The sequence below is a fragment of the Burkholderia sp. COPS genome (assembly GCF_019425585.1).
Classification (GTDB): Bacteria; Pseudomonadota; Gammaproteobacteria; order Burkholderiales; family Burkholderiaceae; genus Burkholderia; species Burkholderia cepacia.
Window position 1 is genome coordinate 45,537 of the sequence record NZ_WIXR01000040.1, and the last position, 24,622, is coordinate 70,158.

Below are 24,622 nucleotides of genomic sequence, written 5' to 3' on the forward strand. Positions count from 1 at the left end.
TTCGCATCAGCCGGCCCGCCGTGGCGGGTCGCCACGACCATTTCCATTTCGCTCACTTGCCGGCCGCCACCGCCGCCCGCATCCGCTCCATCAACGCCAGCACCTCCGGCCGATTCTCCCCCTTCGCGTGCACGAAGTAATACCGGAGCACCGAATCGACCTCGTGGCGGCTCACGCGCACGAGTTCGCTGCGCTTGAGATAGGCGTCGGCAAGCGGTACGCGCGCCAGCGCCACGCCGAGCCCGGCCTCGGCCGCGGCCAGCACGAGGTTGTAATCCTCGAACCGGCGGTCCTGCGCGCGCGGCTTGAACGGCACGCCCAACGCATCGAACCACGTGCGCCAGCCGGTCACATCGGAATCGTGCAGCAACGGCATGTCGAGCAACGCGGCATCGCCGCGCCGGCGGCGTTCCGCAGCCAGTTGCGCGGCGAGCCGCGGATGCGCGACCGGATAGAGCCGCTCCGGCATGAACGCACGGGTTTCGAGCTGGCGCCAGTTGCCGCGCCCGTACCGGACCGACAGGTCCGCTTCGCCGCCGGCGATATCCACGTTGCGAAGATCGATGCCGAGTTCGATCTGCAACGCGGGGGCCTCGCTCTCGAGCGCATGCTGCCGCTCGAACAGCCACAACTGCGCGAACGCCGGCACCACGCTCATCCTGACCAGTCGCGGCGCGCGCGGCGAACGCCACTGGTCGGCCGCACTGTCGATGATCGCGAACGCCTGTTCGATCCGGCCGACGAAGCGCTGCCCGTCCGGCGTCAGGCGCACGCCGCGCGCATGACGTTCGAACAACTTCAGGCCGAGCCAGTTTTCAACGGCGGCCACCCGCCGGCTGATCGCGCCGTGCGTCACGCCGGAGACGTCGGCGGCGGCCAGGAACGAACCCTCGCGCGCGACCGTGCACACCGTCTCCAGGCTCGCGAGCGGCGGCCGCGAAGCCGGCGCCGGCGCTGCGGCGGGCAACGCCGCGCCACGCTTCGCGCGGGCTGAAGCGCCGGCCGGCCGCCGGCTCGAGCTGTGAATCATCTTCATATCTGATTGCTGATCTGTGCGCTAGCTTAACATCTCGCGACGCCGCATCATCGCCGCATGAACACACTCTCCACACCGTCGTCGCGCACTGCGCGGCAGCCGCTGGTCGCGGCCGGCGCGGTCGCCTTCACGATCGTTTCGTGGGCGTCCGCTTTCCCGTTCATCCGGATCGGCCTGCATGGCCTGACCCCGCTTCAGCTCGCGGCGGCGCGCTTCGCCACCGCGGCCGTGCTGATCGTCGCGTGGCTGGTGGCGCGGCGGCCGCGCGTGCCGACCCGGAGCGATGCGCTGCGCTTCCTGCTGTGCGGCTTTCTCGGCATCGCGCTGTACAACGCGCTGCTCAATACCGGCGAGCAGACCGTGTCGGCCGGCGCGGCGAGCTTCATCGTGAACACCCTGCCGATCTTCACGGCCCTGCTGGCCGCCGTGTTTCTCGGCGAGCGCTTCAATCGCTGGGGCTGGCTCGGCTCGCTCGTCAGCCTCGCCGGCATCGCGGTGATCGCGCGCGGGCAACCGGGCGGCCTCGTCCTCGGCGCGGGCAGCACGCTGATTCTCGGCGCGGCCCTGTGTTCGGCCAGCTATTTCGTGCTGCAGCGGCGGCTGATTCCGGTATACGGCGCGCTGGCCTGCACCGCTTACACGCTGCTGGCCGGCGCGCTGCTGCTCGCGCCGTGGCTGCCCGGCGCGCTCGGGGCACTGGGCAGCGGGTCGCGCGACACGACGCTGGCCGTCCTGATGCTCGGCATCTTCCCGGCCGCGCTGGGCTACGCGACCTGGACCTTCGCACTCGGCTACTTCGGCGCGGCGCGCGCCGCCAACTTCCTCTATCTGACGCCGGCGGTCGCGACGGCCCTGTCGATGGTCCTGACGGGCGAGCGGCCCGGGATCGAGACGGTGTGCGGCGGCCTGCTGGCGATCGCCGGCGTGATCTTCGTGGCGTTGCGCGGACGCGCTTAGGCGCAACGCCGCATCGGGCCGGTACAGTCAGCCCGACGCTCGTCAAGCGAACCGGTCGGATGAACCCCGGCATCTGCGAAGCCGATCGGATGGCGCGGACTGTCGACTCGCGCCAGTTCGCCAGCGGCGCCGGGGCTTGACCGTTAGTTGCATCAATAGGGGCATCGATCCCGATGAAACCCGGCAACTCAACCGGATGCGCATTTACAACCGTCCAAACTGTGCAGACAAATCGACCGAACAGTTCCGGATTGACCGTACATCAGTGTCCATGGCTTCGCCCCGGCCGTCGGCCGAATAATGGATGCGGCCGTAAGGCCGTCGACAGCGAATCGCAATCCATCGCGTGCCGCGGCGCACGATTTCCGGCGTCCGGCGCCTCCGGATTTCGGGCGCAGGCCTTGCCGCGCGCGCCCCGTGGCGCGATTCGCTGCAGCGCGCAAAATCGGCTTCATATATATTCATACGAATTGCACGCCGTCAGGCCCCGGCCCGCTCATCCGGGCATCACGCCGACGGGCAGGACGCGATGCAAGTGAAGCCCATGATGGGTATGGAGACTCGTCCGATCGCCCCGGCCTCGCCGTCGGACGGTCGAGACGTCCAATAGAACGATCATTCAAATCGGAGATGGCAGATGGAACGAAGCACTGTCGGCATGCGCTGCAAACCCCTGATCACCGTCGCACTGGCTGCCGCCGCATTCGCGGCCGCGTCGGGCGCGATGGCCGACCAGGTCGTCAAGATCGGCAGCGTCGAACCGACGACGGGCGGCATCTCGCACCTCGGCAAGGACAACGAGAACGGTGCGCGCCTCGCGGTCGAGGAAATCAACGCAAAGGGCCTGACGATCGGCGGCAAGAAGATCACACTGCAGCTCGATGCGCAGGATGACGCGGCCGACCCGCGGCAGGCCACGCAGGTTGCGCAGAAGCTCGTCGACGACAAGGTCGTCGCCGTGATCGGCCACCTGAACTCGGGCACGTCGATCCCGGCGTCGAAGATCTACAGCGACGCGGGCATCGTGCAGATCTCGCCGTCGGCCACGAACCCGACCTACACGCAGCAAGGCTTCAAGACGACGTACCGCGTGGTCGCGACCGACGCGCAGCAAGGCCCGGCGCTCGCGAGCTACGCGCAGGCGAAGGGCGTGAAGAGCGTCGCGGTGATCGACGATTCGACCGCGTACGGCCAGGGCCTCGCGAACGAGTTCGAGAAGAAGGCGAAGGCGCTCGGCCTGAAGGTGCTGTCGCACGACGCGACCAACGACAAGGCCGTCGACTTCCGCGCGATCCTGACGAAGGTCAAGGGCGAGAACCCGGACGCGATCATGTACGGCGGCATGGACGCCACCGGCGGCCCGCTCGCGAAGCAGGCGAAGCAGCTCGGCCTGCGCGCGAAGATCCTGTCCGGCGACGGCGTGTGCACCGACTCGCTGGCCGAGCTGGCCGGCCCGGCGGCCGACAACGTGCTGTGCTCGCAGGCGGGCGCCGCGCTCGAGAAGATGCCGGGCGGCGCGGACTTCCTCGCGAAGTACCAGAAGCGCTTCAACCAGGGCATCAAGTTCGATGCGCCGTTCGCGTATGACGCGGTCTACATCGCTGTGGACGCGATGAAGCGCGCGAACTCGACCGACCCGGCGAAGATCCTCGCGGCGATGCCGGCGACGAAGTACGACGGCGTGATCGGCACGACGACCTTCGATGCGAAGGGCGACCTGACGCACGGGATCATCTCGATCTACGGCTACAAGAGCGGCAAGAAGACCTTCCTCGACCAGGTGAAGATGTAACCCGCCGCGGCGCCGGCACGACGGGAACGCCACTCGTCGGCGCCGGCGCCGCGCGGGCCGATTTCTGATTCACGGAGACGAAGCATCATGTGCGCAATGGCGTATGCGGAATTCCAACAGGAGTTGAGGAAGGCACAGTTGACGGCGCGCGAGTTCGCCCGCCTGATCCGGATGAACGAAAGTTCGATCACGAACTATTCGAGCAAGGGCACCGTCCCGTCCCACCTCGCGGTCATCGCGAAACTGATCGGCACGCTGGCCGCGCACGAGATCGATTTCCGGCGCGTGATCCGGCAGATGCGGATCGAACCGAAACGGCCGCGCGGCGGCGGCGTATTTCCTGCGGCGGACAAGCCGCGTTCCAGAAAAACGGCGAAGACCGACGCCTGAGCGCAGGCATGCGTCGACAGCGGCTCAACGCTTGCCGCTGGACGCTCGATGCCGAAACGGAAGTCGTCTCACGGGCACCGCGCCATGCGACGCCCGATCATCCTCCCGCCGCCCGCACGTGATCGAGCAGCGCCTGCAACGGATGGCGCACCTGCTTCGAAGACATCCGCTTCACCTGGCTGCGGCATGAATAGCCGGTCGCCAGCGCCTCGCCTTCCCCATCCGCCGCATCGACGTGCGCCGCCCACGACTGCGCGTAGATCGTCTTCGACGTCTCGAGATTGCGCGCTTCGTGCCCGTAGGTGCCCGACATCCCGCAGCACCCGGTTGCCTGCACCTGCAAACGCAGCCCGCGCCGTGCGAACACCTGTGCCCATTGCTTGCCGCTGTCGGGCGCATTGGTCTTCTCGGTGCAGTGCGGCAGCAACCGGTACGAACCGGCGACGCGCGGCACGCCGCCCGCATCCGCTTCCGGCAGCGCCTGCAGCAGCCATTCCTGCGGCAGCGCCACCTTCGGCACATCGGCGAGCCCCGTCACCTTCAGGTATTCCTGCCGATACGTGAGCGTCATCGCCGGATCGAGGCCGACCAGCGCGACACCCGAGCGCGCCAGCGCCGCCAGCTGCCCGGCATTGCGGATCGCCGCCTTCTCGAACGCGCGCAAAAAGCCTTGCACGTGCAGCGCCTTGCCGTTCGGCGCGAGCGGCGCGAGCCACACCTGAAAACCCGTGCGCGCCGCCAGCTCGATCAGCGTCGCCAGCTGCTCGGTATCGAAATAGCGCGTGAACGTGTCCTGCACGATGACGACGCTGCGTGCGCGCTGCGCGTCGCTCAGCGCGGCGAGCGCCTGTGGGTCGGCCGGCTTCACGCGCCATTCGCGGATCACGGCGGCGAGATCGAAGCGGCTCAGGAGCGGGCTGTCGACCATGCCGACGTGCCGCTCGAGCAGCGTGCGCACCCAGCCGGCGCGCATCAGCCCGTTGTACAGCGCGGGCACGCGCGCCATCCACGGCATCGTGAATTCGAGCGAGCCGATCAGGTAGTCGCGCACCGGCCGCAGGTAGCGCTGGTGATACAGCTCGAGAAACCGCGAGCGGAATTCGGGCACGTTGACCTTGACCGGGCACTGACCGGCGCACGATTTGCACGCGAGGCAGCCGGCCATTGCGTCGTACACCTCGTGCGAGAAATCGGCCTCGCCGTTGCGTGCCGCGCGGCTGTTGCGCCAGCGCGCGGCCAGGCCGCGCAGGAACGGCTGCCGTGCGCGCGCGGCCGCGACGACGTCGACGCCGGCCTGCCCTTGCAGGCGCAGCCATTCGCGCATCAGCGACGCACGCCCCTTCGGCGACTGCACGCGTTCGCGCGTCGCCTTCCACGACGGGCACATCGCGTCGTCCGGATCGAAGTTGTAGCACGCGCCGTTGCCGTTGCAGTGCATCGCCGTGCCGTAGCTCTGCCACACGCGCTCGTCGATCTGCCGGTCGTGGTCGCCGCGCGTCGGCACTTCGTCGATCTTCAGCAGCCGCATCGTGTGATCCGGCGGCGTCGCGATCTTGCCCGGGTTGAACTGGTTGTGCGGATCGAACGCGGCCTTCAGCTGCTGCAGCGACGGATACAGCTCGCCGAAGAACGCCGGCGCATATTCGGAGCGCACGCCCTTGCCGTGCTCGCCCCACAGCAGGCCGCCGTGGCGCTGCGTGAGCTCGGCCACCGCATCCGACACGGGCCGCACCAGCGCCGCCTGCTTCGGGTCCTTCATGTCGAGCGCCGGGCGCACGTGCAGCACGCCCGCGTCGACGTGGCCGAACATCCCGTATTGCAGCCCGTGGCCGTCGAGCAGCGCGCGAAATTCGGCGATGTACGCGGCGAGGTTCTCGGGCGGCACCGCGGTGTCCTCGACGAACGGCTGCGGGCGGGCCTCGCCCTGCACGTTGCCGAGCAGGCCGACCGCGCGCTTGCGCATCGCATACACGCGCTTCACCGCGTCGTCGCCGGCCGCGAGCGTGTGGCCCAGGCGCTCCACGCTGGCATCGGTGCGCAAATGGTCGACGAATGCGCGCACGCGTGCGTCGACGTCGTCCGCGTCGTCGCCGCTGAATTCGATCAGGTTGATGCCGAGCGTCGGACGTGCGTCGTCCTGCGGGAAGTACTCGGCGACGCTGCTCCAGACGAAGTCCTTCATCGCGAGCATCAGCACCTTCGAGTCGACCGTCTCGATCGACAGCGGCTCGTGCGCGAGCAGTGCGCGCGCGTCGCGCAGCGCATCCATGAAGCCCGCGTAGCGCACGTTGACCAGCACCGAAACCTTCGGGATCGGCAGCACGTTGAGCTTCGCCTCGATGACGAAGCCGAGCGAACCTTCGGCGCCGCACAGCACGCTGTTCAGGTTGAAGCGGCCGTCGGGTTCGCGCAGGTGCGCGAGGTCGTAGCCGGTCAGGCAGCGATTGAGCTTCGGAAACTTCGCTTCGATCAGCGCGGCCTTGTCGTCGCTGATGCGTCGCGCGGTGCGGTACACCTTGCCGATGCGGTCCTGCCGCGCACAGCGGCGCTCCAGTTCTTCCGCATCGAGTGCGTCGCTGTGCAGCCGCTCGCCGCCCATCAGCACGAAATCCAGTTCGAGCACGTGATCGCGCGTCTTGCCGTACGTGCAGCTGCCCTGCCCGCTCGCGTCGGTGTTGATCATCCCGCCGACGGTCGCCCGGTTCGACGTCGACAGTTCCGGCGCGAAAAACAGCCCGTGCGGCTTCAGCGCCGCATTGAGCTGATCCTTGACGACGCCCGCCTGCACGCGCACCCAGCGGCGCTCGACGTCGATTTCAAGGATCCGGTTCATGTTCCGCGACAGGTCGACGACCACGCCGTCGGTCAACGACTGCCCGTTGGTGCCCGTGCCGCCACCGCGCGCGGCCACCGCGACGTCGCGATGCGCGGGCTCGGCGAGCAGCCGTGCCAGCAGCTGGACGTCGTCGGCATGCGCGGGGCAGATCACCGCTTGCGGCAGGCGCTGGTAGATCGAGTTGTCGGTGGCCTGCACCGTCCGGTTCGCATGGTCCGCGCGGATCTCCCCGGCGAATCCGGCGGCCCGCAGCGCGGCGAGAAAGTCACGGTACGCATTCGCGGGCGGGCTGGCGGGACGGGGCAACGAGGCGATCGACATGGGGCAAAAGCGCAGTGTGGGTGGAGCCGGCCGGTTTGCGCGCTCCAAAACATGATTTTTTGGCAAGTTTCCGCGCGACCGGGAATTCCAGTATCTTTGGAATTTCCGCGAGAAACAAACGAATTCTCACCCGGCAAATAGTGCATAAAACTCATGAATTACCGTCGCCTCACCCCGTCCATGTCGCTGCTGCTCGTGTTCGAGGCCGCCGCGCGGCATGAAAGCTACACGCGCGCGGCCGAGGAGCTGTCGCTGAGCCAGAGCGCGATCAGCCGGCAAGTCCAGACGCTCGAGGATCAGCTCGGCGTGCCGCTGTTCCGGCGCGAGGGCCGCTCCGTGAAGCTGACCGAGGTCGGGCGCCGCTACTTCGCCGAGCTGAGCGGCGCACTGGGGCGCATCCGCGGCGCGACGCTGCAGGCGATGTCCCACCAGGCGGGCGCCGGCACGCTGCGGCTCGCCACCTTGCCGACGTTCGGCTCGAAATGGCTGTTGCCGCACCTGCACGACTTCTACACCGCGCATCCGGGCGTGACCGTGCACCTCCATTCGCGGATCGGCGCCATCGATTTCCTCAACGACGACCTCGATGCGGCCATCACCGTCGGCGCGGGCGACTGGCCGGGCCTGCACGCGCACCGGTTGTACAACGAGTTCCTGATCGCGATCGCGGCGCCGGACACCGGCAGCCGCCGCAAGGCCGACGCGCGTTCGCCGGCGTGGGCCGCGAAACAGACGCTGCTCGGCGTGACGAGCAACCAGCAGGCGTGGGCCGAGTGGTTTTCGCACTATCGGCTCGACCATCGGCAGATGCGCATCGGCCCGAGCTTCGAGCTGACGTCGCACCTGATCCAGGCCGTGCGGGCCGGGATGGGGATCGGGCTGGTGCCGAAAGTGCTGGTGGAAGACGAGCTGGGCCGCAACGAACTCGTGTCGATCGGCGACGCGATCACCAGCCAGCGCAGCTACTACCTCGTCTATCCGCCGGGGAACGAGACGCTGCCGTCGCTCGTCGCGTTCCGCGAATGGCTGCTGAAGTCATGCTGAAACAGGGCCGCCGGCGGACTGCCCGCGTTCAGGTACGCCATTCGCCGAGAATCTGCTCGGCCAGATAGTCGCACGGCGGGCGCGCGGACTGCGCGCTGCGCGCGAGCACGACCTCGAGTTCGCCCAGCGACGGCAGCCCGTGGCTTTCCGACAGCTGCACGAGATGATCGGGAATGCAGCAGCGCGCCAGCGGCGCGACCGCGAGCCCGGCCTCCACCATGCTGAGGAGGCCGAGGTGGCTCGGGCTCTCGTAGGACATCCGGTACGGGATCTTCCGTCGGTTCAGCGCCTTGACCGCGTGATCGCGCGCCATGCTGCCGCCGTGCGTGAAAAAGGCCACCGGCAGCGGCCGCTCCTCCCATACGTTGCGCTTCGGCGACCCGACCCACACGAGCGGTTCGAGCCGGATCAGCTCGCCGGTCACGCCCTTGATCCGCGTGAGGCACGCGAGGTCGACCGTGTTGTCCTTGAGCATCGGCACGAGCGCGCTGCTCGGCTGGCCGATCACGCGCACTTCCACACGCGGATGCATCGCGGCGAACTTGCCGAGCACCTGCGGCAGCAGCGACGAAATGTAGTCGTCGGGCACGCCGATCGTCACGCGGCCGCGAATCTCCGGGCGCACGACCGACGCCCAGGCCTCGTCGCGCATCGCCAGCATCCGGCGGCCGTATTCGGCAAGCATCGTGCCTTCGCCGGTCGGCGTCACGTTGCGCGTGTCGCGGATGAAGAGCGGCTTGCCGAGCGCGTCTTCGAGCGCCTTGATCTGCATGCTCACCGCCGACGGCGAACGGTGCACGGCCTGCGCGCCCTGAGCGAACGATCCGGATTCGGCGACGGCCACCACCATCGCGAGCACATCGAGGTCGAGCTTTTTCATCGTATTCAGAAAAACTGATCAATCAATTCAGTTTATCCCGTTTTACTGTTCGCCTCCACGATCGGACAATGACTCCCGTCAGCACTCACTCGTTGCAGGAATCGTCAGACATGCATACGTCCGGATCGCTCTACGGGTTTCTCGTCATCGGCGGCATGCTCGCGGTCACGCCCGGGCCGAACATGGTCTACGTGATGTCGCGCTCGATCGCGCAGGGCCGCACGGCGGGGCTCATTTCACTCGGCGGCGTGATGATCGGGTACCTGTTCTACATGTTCGGCGCGGCGTTCGGCATCACCACGCTGTTCATGAGCGTGCCCTATGCGGGCAGCGGGCTGGCCGTGGTCGGTGCGGCGTACCTGTTGTATCTCGCATGGCAGGCCGTCAGGCCCGGCGGCCGTTCGCCGTTCGAGGTGCGGGCGTTGCCCAGCGAGCGGCCGCTGCGGCTGCTCGCGATGGGCGCGACGACCAGCGTGCTGAACCCGAAGCTCGCGATGCTGTTCATTTCGTTGCTGCCGCAGTTCATCGACTACCGGAACGGCAGCGTGCTCGGCCAGTCGCTGTTTCTCGGTTCGCTGCTGATCGCTGCATTCGCCTGCGCGAACGGGACGGTGGCGATCTGTTCCAGCAGCATCGCGAAGTTCCTGCACGGGCGCCCGACGCTGCTGCTCGCCCAGCGCTGGGCGATGGGGCTCATCCTCGGCGGGCTCGGCGTGCAGATGGTGGTCGATGCGTCGAGGATGGCGGGTGTGGCGTGACGTCCGCGCGTGCTCATGAAATGGAATCGGCGAGCCCGGCGCGTCGCCGGCCGGTCGTCGCGCCAGGCATGCGCCGAAGACGCCGAACCGGCCAACGACGCCCCCCGTCACTTCGTCAGCAACTCGGCCTCCAGCTCGCGCAGCCTCTCCGGAAAGCGGACGCGCAGCACCAGGAACCACCCGAGCCCGATCGCCAGCAGCGCGACGAACACATAAGGCAGCCACGCATACACGCCCTCCGGCACCGGATACACGCTGCCGGCCAGCGGAATCGCGAGCAGCACGACCGCAACGACGCTGATCGCCACATGCCGCGCGCGAAGCCGGCGCTGGCGGCGCAGATAGAGCGGCGCGCCGATCGCCACCAGCACGTATGCAAGCAGCCAGCCATAGGTGGCAATCGAGCTGAGATAGCCATACGAGTCGAGTAGCGCGGTGCCGCGCGCGGTGAATACCAGCGCGGTGACCAGCGCCAGCACCGCGATCAGCGCCACCGCGACGTGCGGCGTCGCATTGCGCTCGTGTGCGTGGCCCGTCGACGCATGCAGCATGCCCTGCCGCCCGAACGTATAGACGATCCGCGCCGCCGCATTGATCGACGAAAAGAACGCCGCGAAGAAGCTCAACGCCACGCCTGCGTCGATCAGCACGCCGACCCAGCCGGCGCCGAGCCGATGCGCGAGCACCGCGAGCGGGCCGTCGACCCGGTCGAGCGGCGGCGTCTGCCCGTGGAACGCGCTCACCATCCCGTACGCGCCGATCACGAACAGGATCGCCGGCCCGACGACGCTGATCAGCACCGCGCGCGGAATCGCGCGGAACGGGTCGCGCGCTTCCGCGCCGAGCACGGTTGCACTCTCGAACCCCGTGAAGCTGAAGAACGCGAGCACCATCCCGAGCTGCAGCTGGGTCGGCTTCACGCCTTCGAGCGTCAGTTGCGCGCGATCGACCGGATGCCCGCCGAACGCGATCGTGCCGATCACGACGACGGCGATCAGCAGCAGCGTCGCGAGTTCGACGAACAGCGTGAACCGCGTGGACAGCCGGATGTCGCGAAACGCGATGTACCACGCGGCGAACGCGGTGACGACCGTGAGCCCGAGCACGGCGCCGAGCGGCGTCGCGCCGCCGAGCAGCCCGGTCTCGCGGCCCAGCACGAGAAACGTGTTGATCGTCCCCTGCAGGATGCCCGCGGCGGCCACCGCATAGGCAATCAGCAGCGACCAGCCGCAGATCGCGCCCCAGACCGGCCCGATGCCGGCCGACACGTATGCATACAACGCCCCCGGCGACGCCGAATCGCGCGCGAACACCGAGATGCTCCACGACGCAAACAGCAGCGCGACGATCGCGAACAGGTACGCGAGCCACGTGCCGTTGCCGGCCGTCGCGAAGACGGCGGGGATCAGCACGCCGATCCCGCCGGACACGCCGACGAGGCCGATCGACTGCGCAATCAGTTCGGGCAGGCTCAGGTAGTTGCGCCGCAGGCCGCCCGCCGGCGGTACGGCATGCTGCGCGGGCAGTGCCTGCGCGGGGCTTGCTGGATGACTCATCGATTGACCTCGTCAGGAATGAAGCGGCGCCGCGTGCGTGCTGTCCGCGGCGGTAGTGGTGAGGGTGAAGGGGTGACGGCGGCCGGCGCGAGCCGGTCAGTTCCAGGAATGGCGCGCGGGCTTCACACCGTTGAGGTAGTAGTTGCCGATCGCGTGATACTTCCAGCGCACCGGGTCGTGCAGCGTATGCACGCGCGCGTTGCGCCAGTGGCGGTCGAAGTTGTATTTCGCCAGCGTCGACTTGCTGCCGCCGAGCTCGAACAGCTTGCTCGCGGCAAGCAGCGCCACCTCGGTCGTCGCGATCTTCGCCTCGCCCACCGCGATCGCGGCCTGCGCAACCGTTTCCTCGCCCGGCTCGTGCTTCGCCGCGTCGACGAAGCGGCCTGAGCGCGCGAGCAGCGCTTCGGCCGCGTGCACGCGGTACGCGATGTCGCCGATCTGCGCGACCGTCAGCGGGTCCTCGCTCGCGCGCTCGACGCCGCTGTCGATCCACGGGCGCGCATGCTGCTGCACGAACGCGATCGTGTCCTGCAGCGCGGCGCGCGCGATCCCGAGGTCGATCGCGGCGGTCGTGATCTGCGCGAACGGGCCCGCGAAGGTCGGGCGATCGTACGAACGCTGCGTGTGGAAGATTTCGAACGGGCTCACACGCACGTTCTCGACGATCACGGTGCCGCTCGCGGTCGTACGCTGCCCGAAGCCGCTCCAGTCATCCACGACGGTCAGCCCCGGCGCCCCCTGCCGCACGAAGGCGAGCACGGCCTGGTCCGACTCGTCGAGCGCGAGTACCGGAATCCAGTGCGCGAACAGCGTGCCGGTCGAATAGAACTTGCGGCCGTTCAGCACGAACGCGTCGCCGTCGCGATGCACGCGCGTCCGGATATCGAGCACGTTCTTGCCGCCGGCTTCGGAAAACGCGTTCCCGTAGCGCGTGCCCTTCAGGACGAGATCGAAGAAGAAGCGCTTCTGCGCATCGCTGCCTTCGAGGCGGATGTCCTCGATCAGGCAATAGTGGTTCTGCGGGATCTGGCCGAGCGACGGGTCCGCCTCTGAAACGATCGCGATCACTTCCGCGAGCGTGACGTTCGACACCTCCGCGCCGCCGTATTCGCGCGGCACGGTGATGCCCCACAGCCCGCTCGACGAGAACAGTTCGATCTCGTCGAACGGCAGCTTCCGCTCGCGGTCGCGCAACGCGGCGTGCTCGGCCAGCCGTGCCGCGACCTGACGCGCGACGTCGAGCGCCTCGGCATCCGAGCCGATGACGGGAACGGGCGTGGCGCCCGCTTGCGGTTGCACGTTTTCTTCGATGATTTCCGTAGACATGTCGATTCCGGCAAAGCTCATGAACCGGCCGGCGGCGCCGGGAAGCATCCGCCGACCTCCTGTTTCGATATCCGAAACGTCAAACCGGGTCGACCGGCGAGAACCGCCGGTGTCGCCCCTTCGATCGGCCGGCGCGCGGCACGCGTTCGTGCCCGCCGCGCACCGGCCCCCGCGTCACGCGGCAACCGCCTGCCGTCGCGCCTCGAGTTCGCGCACGAGCGGCAGCACGCGCCGGCCGAAGTACTCGACCTCCTCGATGAAATGCAGGAACCCCGCGAGCACGAGATCGACGCCGATCGCCTTCAGCGCGACGATCCGTTCGGCGATCTGCTGCGGCGTACCGATCAGGTTCGTGCGGAAGCCGTCGTTGTACTGCACGAGATCCTCGAACGTCGATTTCGCCCAGTTGCCCTCCCCCTCCGGCGACGCCTTGCCGGCCTGCTTCACCGCATCGCCGAACGCATGCACGGCCTCGACGTGCGCGTGCCGGATGATGTCGTCGAGCACGGCCCGCGCCTCTTCTTCCGTATCGCGCGCGATCACGAACGCGTTGACGCCGATGCGCACGCGATGGTTGTTCGCCGCCGCCTTCGCTCGGATGTCGTCGATCTGCGCCTTCAGGTTCTCCGGCGTATTGCCGTTCGTGAAATACCAGTCCGACACGCTCGCCGCGTTGTCGCGCGCCGCGCGCGAGCTGCCGCCCTGGAAGATCTCCGGATGCGGCTTCTGCACCGGCTTCGGGCTCAGCGTGTAGTCGTTGAAGCGGTAGAAATCACCCTTGAACGTGAAGTTGTCCTGCGTCCAGATGCCTTTCAGCGCCTGGATGAATTCCTTCGAGCGCCGGTAGCGTTCGTCGTGCTCGAGCCACGGCTCGCCGATCGCGGTGAATTCGCCCTTGAACCAGCCGCTCACGACGTTGATTGCGATGCGTCCGTTCGAGATGTGGTCGATCGTCGCGAGCTGCTTCGCGACCACGGCCGGGTGCCACGGCCCCGGCAGGATCGCGGCGAGCACCTTGAGCTTCGTCGTCGCATGCAGCAGCGCCTGGCTGAACGACACCGACTCGTGCTGGTATTCGGCGCCGTAGCCGGCGGTGAAGCGGATCTGGCTCAGCGCGTACTCGAAGCCGGCCGCCTCGGCCGTGCGCGCGAGCTGCTGGTTGTATTCGAGGCTCCAGTCGGTGCGTTGCTCGATCGTGCTGACGACGAGGCCGCCGCTGACGTTCGGCACCCAGTAGGCGAACTTGACGCCGTCGGCGGAAGGGTCGGTATGGCTCATGAGTATGTCCTGGTCGGGAGGGAAAACGCAGGCGGCCTAGGCGGCCGCGACGGAAAGCGCATGCGGGCGCAGCTGCGGCACCGCGCGATCGACGGCGAGCGCGATGCGCGCACGCAGCGCCGGGCTCGCGATCTGGTACTGGTCGAAATCGCTTTCGGACGCATACACGCCGATCGGCAGCGTGCGTGCCTGGAAGAAGCTGAACAGCGGCCGGAGCTGATGGTCGATCACGAGCGCATGACGCTCGCTGCCGCCGGTGGCGGCGAGCAGCACGGGTACGTCGACCAGCGCCTCGTGATGCACAAGGTCGAACAGGTGCTTGAAGAGGCCCGTGTACGACGCGCGATACACGGGGCTCGCGACGACGAGCGCATCGGCCGTCTCGATCGCACGGATCTGCGCGTCGAGGTCGGCCGGCACCTGCGCGCGCGTCAGCGCGCCGGCCAGCCGGCTGCCGATCTCGCCGAGTTCGATCAGCCGCGTGTCGATCGGCAGCGCGGCGCCGAGTGCCGCGACGATCGCATCGGTCAGCGCCAGCGTGCGCGACGGCCGTTGCAGGCCCCCCGATATCGCGACCACGTTGATTGCATTGCTCATCGGTTGCATTCCCATTGTCGAATCGGGTGCCGATGCACCCGCCACGACATGGGTCAGCAAGGAGCGTGCCATTTCGACGAAGGCGATGAAAAAACGATCGTCTGCATGACGAAATGCATCGCGATCGACGGCCTGTCGCGGCACTCCCGCCGATCGGCACACGTTGATAAGCGTGCCAGCCACGGCATCACAACCATATTCCGCAGCACGATGAACGGGGGGAAACAGCGCTGCTGATGCACTGCTGCGTAATCAGCAGCGCGGTGTGCGGCGGACGCATTTTTCCGCTTCCGCACGGATTCCGGCAGGCGCGCGGCGTCCAGCGCAGCAATCCGGCATTGGTTATCAGAAATCGATGTTTCCCGCGTTGCGCAAAACGTTGAACACTCTGCTGATCACGCAGCACCCGGTCGGCAACGCCCGATGCAGCCTGGCCGTTTTCGTGCAGCGACCCGACGCATTCATCGCCATGACATCCATTTCCGTATCGCCCCGCGCGGAAAGCCTGCGCGTCGTCGCGCCGTCCCGCGACGAACCGGCCCCTCCCGATGCGCTGCAAACCGCCGGGCGCCTGGCGGCCGGCTTTGCACGAACTGCGGCCGAACGCGACCAGCAGGGCGGCACGCCGAAGGCCGAGCGCGACCAGTTGCGCGACAGCGGCCTCCTCGCGTTGAGCATCCCCGCCGCCTACGGCGGCCTCGGCGCAAGCTGGCGCACGACGTTCGACGCGGTCCGCGTGCTCGCGGCCGCCGACAGTTCGCTCGCGCACGTGTTCGGCTTCCATCACCTGATGCTCGCGACCGTGCGGCTGTTCGGCACGCCCGCGCAGTGGGAATCGTGGTTCGAGCGAACCGCGCGCCAGCAGTGGTTCTGGGGCAATGCGCTGAATCCGCTCGACGAACGCACGGTCAGCCGTTCGCGCGGCGCATGGCACGAATTCAGCGGCCAGAAGAGTTTTTGTTCGGGGGCGCTCGATTCGCAGATGCTGATCGCGTCCGCGCACGACGCGCAGACGCGCGCGTTCCTGATCGCGGCCGTGCCGACGCAGCGCAGCGGCATCTCGATCGCCGACGACTGGAACAACATCGGCCAGCGACAGACCGACAGCGGCACGGTCACGTTCGAGAAAGTGCGCGTCGAGGAACACGAACTGCTGACCGACCCGGGCCCGCTGTCGACGCCGTTCGCGTGCCTGCGCCCGCTCGTCGCGCAGCTCGTGCTGACGAACGTGTATCTCGGCATCGCCGAAGCCGCGTTCGGCGACGCGCGGCACTACACGCTGCACGAAGCGCGGCCGTGGCCCGGCGCACAGGTCGCGAGCACCGGCGACGATCCGTACATCCTCGGCCAGTACGGCGAATTCTGGGTCGGGCTCGAAGCCGCGCGCGTGCTCGCCGACCGCGCGGCGGATCGCCTCGACGCCGCGTGGGCGCGCGATGCGGCGCTCACGCATGCGGAGCGCGGCGAGGTCGCGCTCGCCACGGCCGCTGCAAAGGTGTCGGCCACCCGCACCGGGCTCGATCTCTGCACGCGCATGTTCGACGTCGCCGGCGCGCGCGCGACGCATGGCGCGCTGCGGCTCGACCGGCACTGGCGCAACCTGCGCACCCATACGCTCCACGATCCGCTCGCGTACAAGATTCGCGAGATCGGCGAATGGGCGCTCAAGCGAACCTGGCCGACGCCGGGCTTCTACTCGTGAACCGCTCCCCTTCCGATACGTGGCCCGACGCCGCGCCCGTCCTCACGCTGCCCGACCGGCCCGCGCTGGCGACGTCCATTCGCGCCCGCGCGCAGGTGTTCGTCGATCCGCGCTCGGTCGCGCTGCTCGAACGGATTCGCCTGGTCGCGCCGAGCGACGCGAACGTGCTGATCGTCGGCGAGACCGGCACCGGCAAGGAACTGATCGCGCGGCACGTGCACGGCCTCAGTCGCCGCAGCAACGGGCCGTTCGTCGCGGTGAACTGCGGCGCCTTCTCCGAGACGCTCGTCGAGAGCGAACTGTTCGGCCACGAGAAGGGCGCGTTTACGGGCGCGTTCAGCGCGAAGCCCGGCTGGTTCGAAGCCGCGAACGGCGGCACGCTGTTTCTCGACGAGATCGGCGACCTGCCGCTGTCGATGCAGGTCAAGCTGCTGCGCGTGCTGCAGGAGCGCGAGGTCGTGCGGCTCGGCTCGCGCACGGGCGTGCCGATCGACGTGCGCGTGGTTGCCGCGACCAACGTCGATCTGCAGCAGGCCGTCGCGCACGGGCAGTTTCGCGGCGACCTGTTCTACCGGCTCAACGTCGTGCAGCTCGCGGTGCCGACGTTGCGCGAACGCCCCGGCGACATCCTGCCGCTCGCCCGCCACTTCTTCGACGACTACCGGAGCCGCCTCGGCTACGGGCCGCGCAGCATCGACCCGCGCGCCGAGCGCCGGCTCCAGGCATACGGCTGGCCCGGCAATATCCGCGAACTCGAGAACGTGATCCATCACGCGCTGCTCGTGAGCCGCCACGACGCACTGCAGGAGGCCGACCTGCATCTCGCGGCGCCCGACGTGACGGCCGCCGCCGAGCATGCACAGGCGCAGGAACCCGACCCGGCAACCGGCGCGCAGGCTGCACTCGAACGCGCGCTGCGTGCGCTGTTCGACGAGGATCACGGCAACCTGTTCGAGCGCATCGAGGACACCGTGATGCGCGTTGCGTTCGATTTCAGCCACCGCAACCAGATCCAGGCCGCACGGCTGCTCGGCATCAGCCGCAACGTGCTGCGCGCCAGGCTGATTCGCGCGAAGGAGATCGCGGCAATGAAGTAGCCGCGCATGGGAGCACGCCGCCACCCCGCTCCGGCGCGTTTCGCGCCGCGATCCGTGCGGCAGGGTCCGAACCTGATGTATCGTGGCGCGAGGCGCGCGCCTCGTTCCCCTCCCGCATCCGGTCGTCCGTTGCATGACCGCCCGGGCCCGGCGACAGGGCGCACGCACGATCCTCCGCAACACGAAAGGCCGTCCGGCGCCCGTGCGGGCCCGGCCGTGTCTCGTTCACCCGTCCGGAACCCGTCGCCATGAAAAAGCTTGTCAACCGCCCGTCCGATGTCGTCCGAGAAATGCTGGAAGGCATCGCGCGACAGTCGCCGCATGTCGCGATCCTCGGCGACGAGCACGTGCTCGTCCGCCAGCCGCTGCCCGAGCCGGCGCAGCGCCCCGTCGCCGTCCTCTCCGGCGGCGGCAGCGGCCACGAGCCCGCGCACGGCGGTTATGTCGGCGAAGGGATGCTGAGCGCGACCGTCTGCGGCGAAGTGTTCACGTCGCCGTCCACCGACGCGGTGCTCGCCGCGATCCGCGCCAGCGCGGGCCCGAACGGCGCACTGCTGATCGTGAAGAACTACACGGGCGACCGGCTCAATTTCGGGCTCGCCGCCGAGCTCGCGCGTGCGGAAGGCATTCCGGTCGAGACGGTGATCGTCGCCGACGACGTCTCGCTGCGCGGCCGCGTCGAGCGCGGCCAGCGGCGCGGGATCGCCGGCACCGTGCTGATCCACAAGCTCGCCGGCGCGGCTGCCGCGCGCGGGCTGCCGCTCGCACGCGTCGCGGCCATCGCGCGCGACGCGGCGGCCGAGCTGGGCACGATGGGCGTCGCGCTCGACGGCTGCACGATCCCCGGCGCCGACAAGTCGGGCTTCAGCCTTGGCGATCACGAGATCGAACTCGGCCTCGGCATCCACGGCGAGAAAGGCGTCGAACGCCGCGCGCCGCTGCCGGCCGATGCGCTGGCCGACACGCTGCTGTCGAGCATCGTCGCCGATCTCGTGCTCGACCGTGGCGAACGCGTCGCGCTGTTCGTCAACGGCCTCGGCGCGACGCCGGACATGGAACTCGCCATCGTGCTGCGCGCCGCGCACGACAACCTGACGCGGCGCGGCATCGTCGTCTCACGCGCGTGGGCCGGCACGTTCCTGTCGGCATTGAACATGCCCGGCTGCTCGATTTCCGTGCTGCGGCTGAACGACGAACGCGCGGTGCTGCTCGACGCGCCGACGCAGGCGCGCGCATGGCCGGGCGGCGGCGCGGTGAATACGCAGATCCGCGTGGCCGCGGCCGCTGCGCAAGAAGCGCCGCTGCCGCCGCTCGATGCGACCGGCCGCGCGTGGGCCGCGCGCCTGCAACCGGCACTGCACGCGGTCGCGCAGACGCTGATCGATCATGAGCAGACGCTGACGGACCTCGATGCGGCCGCCGGCGACGGCGATCTCGGTGCGAGCATGCTGCGCGCCGCACAGGCGATCCTCGCGCTGCCGGAAACCGCATACGGCTCGCCGGCCGGCGTACTCGCGGCGCTCGGCGCCGCGTTGCGCCGCGCCATCGCCGGCAGCTCGGGGCCGTTTTATGCGACCGCGCTGCTGCGCGCATCCCGCCGGCTGGCCGATGTCGCCGAGCCGTCGGCACGCGACTGGGCTGCGGCGTTCCACGGCGCGGTGGATTCGATCAGCGAACTGGGCGGCGCGCACGCCGGCGACCGGACGATGCTCGATGCGCTGGTGCCGGCCGTCGCGGCATTCGAACGGGCGCTCGACAACGATCGCGATCCCGCGGGCGCATGGGCGGCGGCAGTCGAAGCCGCCGAGCACGGTGCCCAGGAAACCGCGCAGATGACGCCGCGCGCGGGGCGTGCGAGTTATCTCGGCGAGCGCGCGATCGGCTCGCCGGATGGCGGTGCGGTGGCGGTGTCGTACTGGTTGCGCGCATTGCAGCCGCACGTGCGATAAGCGGCGGCGGCAGGTTGATGCGGGCGGCCCGCATCAACCTGCCGCGCGCGTCCCGGTTCGCCCCGGCAACAGCGCGGCGCCGATTGCGGCCGCACCGAAACCCGCGAGCCAGCACCAGTAGCCGATTGCATCGAGATGAACCGGCTCGACCCCGCCGGCTTCGTTGACGACGATCCGATGCTGCGTCAGGAAGCTCAACCCGAACAGCAGCGCGAGCCCGGCCAGCGCGAGCGCCTGCGTGCGCCGGCGCTTCGCGATCAGCCACCAGGCCGCGAACACGAGCGGGTTCGCGAGCCACGCGAAGATGCCGAAGAAAAGGCCCATCCAGCCGGTCAGCAGCACCTGCCAGCCGTCGGCCCATGGATGCGGATCGGGTGCGCCCGTGCGGAACGGCGCGGTGAACATGGCGACCAGATAGAGCACGACGCTGATCGCGAGCAGCACGGTCGTGGCGCGGCCCATCGGCGGTCGGACGGTCGCAGTGGCGGGGTTCGATGTGTTCATGGGCGTGCCGGGCGTCCGGCGTCGCAGCGCGCCGCCGGAAGCGCCCGATGCGGGTCGTTCAGACGCCCTCGACCAGCACGGCGCGATAGCGCGCGCCCTTGAAACGATGCTGGACGACGTCCTGGTATTCGGGGCCGTGATACCACGCGTGCGCGGCTTCCTTCGACGGAAACTCGACGATCACGACACCTTCCGGTCCTTCGCCCTCCAGTGTTTCCTGCGGGCCGTAAGCGGCGAGCACCTTGACCGGATGCCCGGCGAGCGTCGCGCCGACCTTGCTCTGGTAGACGTCGAGTTCGTGCTGGTCCTGCGTGCTTTCACGTGTAAACACAATGTAGGTGGCCAAGATACGTGCTCCTGATGCGATGCGTGGAAGGTGGAAAGGCCGGCCGCGCGCCGCACCGTCCGGCACGACGGCACGCGGCCTGCTCGCAGCTTACAGCGGTTTCGCGACAAGCGCCGGGGCCTGCCCGCATGCCCGCCCGAGCAGTTGCGGCGGGCACCACCGGTCGTCCGCGTTCGGCTCCTGCCGCGTCGCGGACGAACCGAACGGCGCCCGTCACGCAACGGTCGCGGTGGCCTGCATCGTCAGCCAGCCGTCGCGATCCTTCGCCCACAGCTCGATCGTCTTGCCGTCGTCCGACGGCTTGCCGCACAGCGTGAACGGCTCCCCGTCGAACGTCGGGCGCACCGCGCGGAACGCAAAGCTCGCGAGCACGGCATCGGGCCGTTCGCGCCGCACGAGATCGACGAGCAGCGTCGCGATCAGCGGGCCGTGCACGACGAGCCCCGGATAACCTTCCTCCTGCGTCACGTAGCTGCGGTCGTAGTGGATGCGGTGGCCGTTGAAGGTCAGCGCCGAATAGCGGAACAGCAGCACCGCGTCGGCCGTGACCGTGCGCGACCACGCGTCGCCTGCCGGCGCCGCGATCGGCTTCGGCGCGGGTGCGCCCGGCTGCGGCGCATCGCGATAGACGATGTCGTGCTCCTCCTCGACGCACAGCACGCCGTCGCACTCGATCCGGTGCTGCACCGTCACGAAGACGAGCCGGCCGCTGCGGCCCGTCTTGTCCTCGAGGTTCACGATCGTCGATTCGCGTATCGCGCGCCGTCCGGTGCGCAGCGGCGCATGGAACGTCAGGCGGCCGCCGGCCCACATGCGGCGCGGCAGCGGCACGGGCGGCAGGAAGGCGCCGCGCTTCGGGTGGCCGTCGGGGCCGACTTCGGCCAGCGGCGCGACAGGCAGGAAATAGAGCCAGTGCCACATCGGCGGCACGACGTCGCCGGGCGACGGGCGGTCGAGCGTGGCGGCCAGCGCGTTCAGCGGGAACGCGGTGATGTCGTCGCCGAGCGTTTCGGTCTTGCCGAGCCACGCGTCGAGCGACGCCGGGGCGGAGGGCTGCGAGGATGGGGTGGACACGTGCGGAATCTCCGGGAGGCTTGCAACGGCTTCAATATGCACGCCGCGCACCGTTTCGCGAAGCCGGATTTCCCGAACCCTTCCCGATTCCCTTCCCGATTCCCGGCTTCGAACCCGCCTGTCCCGCCTTCTCCTCCCCGTGGCCGCGCCGGACGGATTTCGTCTGATCATTCGCTCGCGGTCGCCGCGCGCGGGCCGGGCCGACATCCTTGCGGCTTGACCACCGCCGGCACGCCGCCTAAATTGCTTCAGACGGGCCGGCCACGACGTGTCATACGGGCGACAAAAACGATAGTTTGCTATCGAATTATTTTGCCCCTATCATCTCGCCCATGACCAATCTGCACGACCTCCGCCTCGCCGTCAGCAGCCTGCTCGTGCTGTCCGCGCGCAAGTGGCGCCGCACCAGCGACGGCGTACTGAACGCGTACAACGTGTCCGAGGCCTGCGCGACCCCGCTGCTGATCGCCGGGCGCCTCGGCGAGGGCGTGCGGCAAGGCACGCTCGCCGAATACGTCGGCATTGAAGGGCCGTCGCTCGTGCGCCTGCTCGACCAGCTGTGCGCGGCCGGCCTTGCGCGCCGCGACGAGGATCCGCACGATCGCCGCGCGAAGACGATCTCGCTGACGGCCGCCGGCCGCGCGGTCACCGCGAAGATGGAGGAAGACCTGCGCGTGCTGCGTGCGCAGGTGCTCAAGGGGGTCACGCGCGCCGATCTCGAAGCGACGCTGCGCGTGCTCGACGCATTCAATGCATCCGAATCGCCCACGCCCGCCGCGCGCGCATCCCGCACCGGCAACGCCACGTCATGACCTATCCGAGCCTTCGCGACTGGCTGTTCTCGGGCAAGACGTTCGCCGCGTCGATGCTGGCGCTCTACCTCGGCCTGTATTTCCAGTTGCCGCGCCCGTACTGGGCGATGGCGAGCGTCTACATCGTGTCGAACCCGTTCGTCGGCGCGACACGCTCGAAGGCGCTGTATCGCGCGCTCGGCACCGCGCTCGGCGCGGCTGCCGCGATCTTCTTCGTGCCGCCGTTCGTCGAGACGCCGCTGCTGTTCGCGATCATCGTCGCCACCTGGTGCGGCACGCTGCTCTATCTCGCGATCTCCGACCGCACCGCGCGCAGCTATGTGTTCATGCTCGCCGGCTATACGATGCCGCTCGTCGCGTTGCCGACCGTGACCGATCCGTCCACCGTGTTCGACGTCGCGATCGCGCGTACCGAGGAGATCGTGCTCGGCATCGTCTGCGCGAGCGTGGTCGGCAGCGCCATCTTCCCGAACCGGCTCGCGCCGACGCTGATCGAGCGCACCGATGCGTGGTTCAAGGACGCCGCGTTCTACGGCCGCGAGACGCTGTCCGGGCACATTGCCGGCAAGGCGCTGTCCGCGTGCCGGCAACGACTCGCGGCAACCATCACGGGCCTCGAATTCCTGCTGAGCCAGCTGAGCTACGACCATGCGCATCCGCGCATCCTCGCGCGTGCGCAGGCGCTCGCGGGCCGGATGCAGCTGTTCCTGCCGCTGATGTCGTCGCTCGCCGATCCGTTGATTGCGCTGATGCGCGACCTGCATATCCGGCCGGCCGGGCTGGACGACCTGCTTGCCGATGCCGCGAAATGGTTCGACGCACCGTTGCCGGCCGTCAAGGCCGGCAACGACGGCGACATGACCGACGACCCGGTCGCGGAGCGCCTGCGCGAACGCATTGCCGCGCTGCAGCCGGCCGACGACGCGCTCGCGAGCTGGGACGGCGCGCTGCTGTCGAATGCGCTGTGGCGGCTGCGCCAGGTCATCGACATCTGGCAGGACTGCCGCTCGCTGCGCGCGCTGATCGGCAACGAATCGGGCGTCTGGCAGCCGCGCTACCGGCACTGGCGGCTCGGCGGCACCGAGCGCTTCTTCGATCGCGGGATGATGCTGTTCTCGACGCTGACCGTCGCCGCCGCGATCGTGTTCGCGAGCTGGCTGTGGATCGCGTCCGGGTGGCACGACGGCGCCGCGGCCGTCACGCTCGTGGCCGTGTCGTGCAGCTTCTTCGCCGCGCTCGACGAGCCGGCGCCGCTGGTGTTCAAGTTCTTCCTCGCGACGACCGCGAGCGTCGTGTTCGCGGGCCTGTACCTGTTCGTCGTGCTGCCGCACGTGCACGATTTCGCGATGCTCGTCGTGATGTTCGCGGGCCCGTTCATCCTGATCGGCACGCTGCTGCCGCGCCCGCAGTTCAACATGGTGACGATGCTCGTCGCCGTGAACACCGCCACCTTCATCAGCATCCAGGGTGCGTACGACGCCGATTTCTTCGTGTTCCTGAACAGCAACCTCGCGGGCGTCGCCGGGCTGCTGTTCGCGTATGTGTGGACGCGTGCGACGCGGCCGTTCGGCGCCGAGCTCGCGGTGCGGCGCCTGCTGCGCTCGGGCTGGGAAGACGTCGTGCGCTCCGCGTCGACGCAGCCGCTCGACGACCAGCGCAATCACGCGTCACGGATGCTCGACCGCGTCACGCAGCTGCTGCCGCGCCTCGGCGCGTCCGACGACCACCGTCATCCGTCGATCGAAAGCTTCCGCGACCTGCGCATCGCACTGAATGCGCTCGACCTGCGCCGCTCGCGCCGCCGGCTGTCAGGCGACGTGCCCGACGCGATCGACCGCGTGCTGGCCGGCGTCACCGACCACTACGCACGCTGCGCGGCCGCGAACGCGCGCCAGCCGGCACCGCCCGCGCTGCTCGCGACGATCGACGACGCGCTGCAGCGCGTCGCGGGCCGCAACCTGCCGGGCGCCACGCCGGCGGAACACGGCGCTGCGCCGGCCACGCCCGCCACGCATCGCCGGCTGCGCGACACGCTGCACGCGCTCGTCGGCCTGCGCCTGTCGCTGTATCCGGCCGCGGCGGGGCAGCCGCCGCAGGCACCCGACGGAGCACGCGCATGATCCCGCTTTCCCATCCGTCTTTCCGACCGCGACCATGATCGGCGAAATCGACATCTTCGGCGTATTCGTGCCGGCCCCGCTCGTGCTGATGCTGATCGCCTACCTGATCAACATCGTCGTGCGCGCCGTGCTCGAGCGCGTCGGCTTCTACCGCCTCGTCTGGCACCGTTCGATCTTCGACCTCGGCATCTACGTGTTCGTGTTTGCCGCCGTCGTGATCGTTTCCCACCATCTCGTGGCTAGCTAA

22 protein-coding genes are annotated in these 24,622 nt (G+C 68.8%); 12 read left to right on the top strand and 10 right to left on the bottom strand.

Features of this window, described 5'->3' with window-relative positions; genetic code table 11:
- Positions 1–52 precede the first annotated feature (52 nt).
- Positions 53–1,036: a LysR substrate-binding domain-containing protein gene (locus tag FOZ70_RS28765; protein WP_048028836.1), complete on the bottom strand. Its 984-nt coding sequence runs from the start codon at positions 1,034–1,036 to the stop codon at positions 53–55.
- Between the two features lie 57 nt (positions 1,037–1,093).
- On the opposite strand from FOZ70_RS28765, the gene FOZ70_RS28770 reads away from it, so the two are divergent.
- From FOZ70_RS28770 to FOZ70_RS28780, 3 genes are all read left to right on the top strand, one after another.
- Positions 1,094–1,993, top strand: coding sequence for a DMT family transporter (locus FOZ70_RS28770; protein ID WP_021160716.1), 900 nt, complete (start codon positions 1,094–1,096; stop codon positions 1,991–1,993).
- Between the two features lie 637 nt (positions 1,994–2,630).
- Entirely contained in the window at positions 2,631–3,785 is a 1,155-nt protein-coding gene (locus tag FOZ70_RS28775) for a branched-chain amino acid ABC transporter substrate-binding protein (RefSeq protein WP_021160717.1), read from the top strand.
- 87 nt (positions 3,786–3,872) lie between these two features.
- Positions 3,873–4,175, top strand: a complete 303-nt coding sequence (locus FOZ70_RS28780) for a hypothetical protein (RefSeq protein WP_021160718.1) — start codon at positions 3,873–3,875, stop codon at positions 4,173–4,175.
- 97 nt (positions 4,176–4,272) lie between these two features.
- On the opposite strand, the gene FOZ70_RS28785 is transcribed toward FOZ70_RS28780, so the two are convergent.
- Entirely contained in the window at positions 4,273–7,332 is a 3,060-nt protein-coding gene (locus tag FOZ70_RS28785) for an FAD-binding and (Fe-S)-binding domain-containing protein (RefSeq protein ID WP_219707357.1), read from the bottom strand.
- 153 nt (positions 7,333–7,485) lie between these two features.
- Here FOZ70_RS28785 and FOZ70_RS28790 point away from each other — a divergent pair, with 153 nt between their 5' ends.
- Positions 7,486–8,376 (top strand): LysR substrate-binding domain-containing protein, encoded by an 891-nt coding sequence (locus FOZ70_RS28790; protein WP_219707358.1) that lies wholly within the window; start codon positions 7,486–7,488, stop codon positions 8,374–8,376.
- Positions 8,377–8,404: 28 nt separating this feature from the next.
- Here FOZ70_RS28790 and FOZ70_RS28795 read toward each other — a convergent pair whose 3' ends face one another.
- Complete coding sequence (locus tag FOZ70_RS28795; protein ID WP_219707359.1) at positions 8,405–9,256, bottom strand: LysR substrate-binding domain-containing protein; 852 nt, start codon at positions 9,254–9,256, stop codon at positions 8,405–8,407.
- Positions 9,257–9,366: 110 nt separating this feature from the next.
- Here FOZ70_RS28795 and FOZ70_RS28800 point away from each other — a divergent pair, with 110 nt between their 5' ends.
- Positions 9,367–10,014: a LysE family translocator gene (locus FOZ70_RS28800; RefSeq protein ID WP_021160723.1), complete on the top strand. Its 648-nt coding sequence runs from the start codon at positions 9,367–9,369 to the stop codon at positions 10,012–10,014.
- Positions 10,015–10,121: 107 nt separating this feature from the next.
- Here FOZ70_RS28800 and FOZ70_RS28805 read toward each other — a convergent pair whose 3' ends face one another.
- The 4 genes from FOZ70_RS28805 to msuE all read right to left on the bottom strand — a co-directional run bounded on the left by FOZ70_RS28805 (position 10,122) and on the right by msuE (position 14,771).
- Complete coding sequence (locus tag FOZ70_RS28805; RefSeq protein ID WP_060126003.1) at positions 10,122–11,570, bottom strand: APC family permease; 1,449 nt, start codon at positions 11,568–11,570, stop codon at positions 10,122–10,124.
- Positions 11,571–11,666: 96 nt separating this feature from the next.
- On the bottom strand, positions 11,667–12,896 hold the full coding sequence (locus tag FOZ70_RS28810) for an SfnB family sulfur acquisition oxidoreductase (RefSeq protein WP_059620454.1): 1,230 nt from the start codon (positions 12,894–12,896) through the stop codon (positions 11,667–11,669).
- A 174-nt stretch (positions 12,897–13,070) separates the two neighbouring features.
- Complete coding sequence (gene sfnG / locus FOZ70_RS28815; RefSeq protein ID WP_060276723.1) at positions 13,071–14,174, bottom strand: dimethylsulfone monooxygenase SfnG; 1,104 nt, start codon at positions 14,172–14,174, stop codon at positions 13,071–13,073.
- A gap of 36 nt (positions 14,175–14,210) precedes the next feature.
- Entirely contained in the window at positions 14,211–14,771 is a 561-nt protein-coding gene (gene msuE, locus FOZ70_RS28820; RefSeq protein ID WP_042975766.1) for an FMN reductase, read from the bottom strand.
- 48 nt (positions 14,772–14,819) lie between these two features.
- Between msuE and FOZ70_RS28825 the strand changes: the two genes are divergently transcribed.
- From FOZ70_RS28825 to FOZ70_RS28840, 4 genes are all read left to right on the top strand, one after another.
- Positions 14,820–15,008: a hypothetical protein gene (locus FOZ70_RS28825; RefSeq protein WP_219707360.1), complete on the top strand. Its 189-nt coding sequence runs from the start codon at positions 14,820–14,822 to the stop codon at positions 15,006–15,008.
- Positions 15,009–15,126: 118 nt separating this feature from the next.
- Positions 15,127–16,473 carry an acyl-CoA dehydrogenase family protein gene (locus FOZ70_RS28830; protein ID WP_224051666.1) on the top strand — a complete coding sequence of 449 codons (1,347 nt, stop codon included), beginning with the start codon at positions 15,127–15,129 and terminating at the stop codon, positions 16,471–16,473.
- Positions 16,428–17,570: a sigma 54-interacting transcriptional regulator gene (locus FOZ70_RS28835; protein WP_258025758.1), complete on the top strand. Its 1,143-nt coding sequence runs from the start codon at positions 16,428–16,430 to the stop codon at positions 17,568–17,570. Before FOZ70_RS28830 ends, FOZ70_RS28835 begins: the two co-directional genes overlap by 46 nt.
- A 248-nt stretch (positions 17,571–17,818) precedes the next feature.
- Complete coding sequence (locus tag FOZ70_RS28840) at positions 17,819–19,519, top strand: dihydroxyacetone kinase family protein (RefSeq protein ID WP_219707361.1); 1,701 nt, start codon at positions 17,819–17,821, stop codon at positions 19,517–19,519.
- Between the two features lie 33 nt (positions 19,520–19,552).
- Here the strand turns inward: FOZ70_RS28840 and FOZ70_RS28845 are convergent, their stop codons facing one another.
- The 3 genes from FOZ70_RS28845 to FOZ70_RS28855 form a co-directional block, all read right to left on the bottom strand.
- Positions 19,553–20,023, bottom strand: a complete 471-nt coding sequence (locus FOZ70_RS28845; RefSeq protein WP_131723255.1) for a hypothetical protein — start codon at positions 20,021–20,023, stop codon at positions 19,553–19,555.
- Between the two features lie 58 nt (positions 20,024–20,081).
- Positions 20,082–20,369 carry a DUF1330 domain-containing protein gene (locus FOZ70_RS28850; protein WP_021160733.1) on the bottom strand — a complete coding sequence of 96 codons (288 nt, stop codon included), beginning with the start codon at positions 20,367–20,369 and terminating at the stop codon, positions 20,082–20,084.
- A gap of 213 nt (positions 20,370–20,582) precedes the next feature.
- Complete coding sequence (locus FOZ70_RS28855; RefSeq protein ID WP_059487864.1) at positions 20,583–21,443, bottom strand: MaoC family dehydratase N-terminal domain-containing protein; 861 nt, start codon at positions 21,441–21,443, stop codon at positions 20,583–20,585.
- A 332-nt stretch (positions 21,444–21,775) separates the two neighbouring features.
- On the opposite strand from FOZ70_RS28855, the gene FOZ70_RS28860 reads away from it, so the two are divergent.
- From FOZ70_RS28860 to FOZ70_RS28870, 3 genes are read left to right on the top strand one after another with little or no spacing between them, the layout of a single operon-like run.
- Entirely contained in the window at positions 21,776–22,255 is a 480-nt protein-coding gene (locus FOZ70_RS28860; protein ID WP_059648509.1) for a MarR family transcriptional regulator, read from the top strand.
- Positions 22,252–24,375 (top strand): FUSC family protein, encoded by a 2,124-nt coding sequence (locus FOZ70_RS28865; RefSeq protein WP_059648510.1) that lies wholly within the window; start codon positions 22,252–22,254, stop codon positions 24,373–24,375. Before FOZ70_RS28860 ends, FOZ70_RS28865 begins: the two co-directional genes overlap by 4 nt.
- Before the next feature lie 34 nt (positions 24,376–24,409).
- Positions 24,410–24,622, top strand: a complete 213-nt coding sequence (locus tag FOZ70_RS28870) for a DUF1656 domain-containing protein (protein ID WP_027792190.1) — start codon at positions 24,410–24,412, stop codon at positions 24,620–24,622.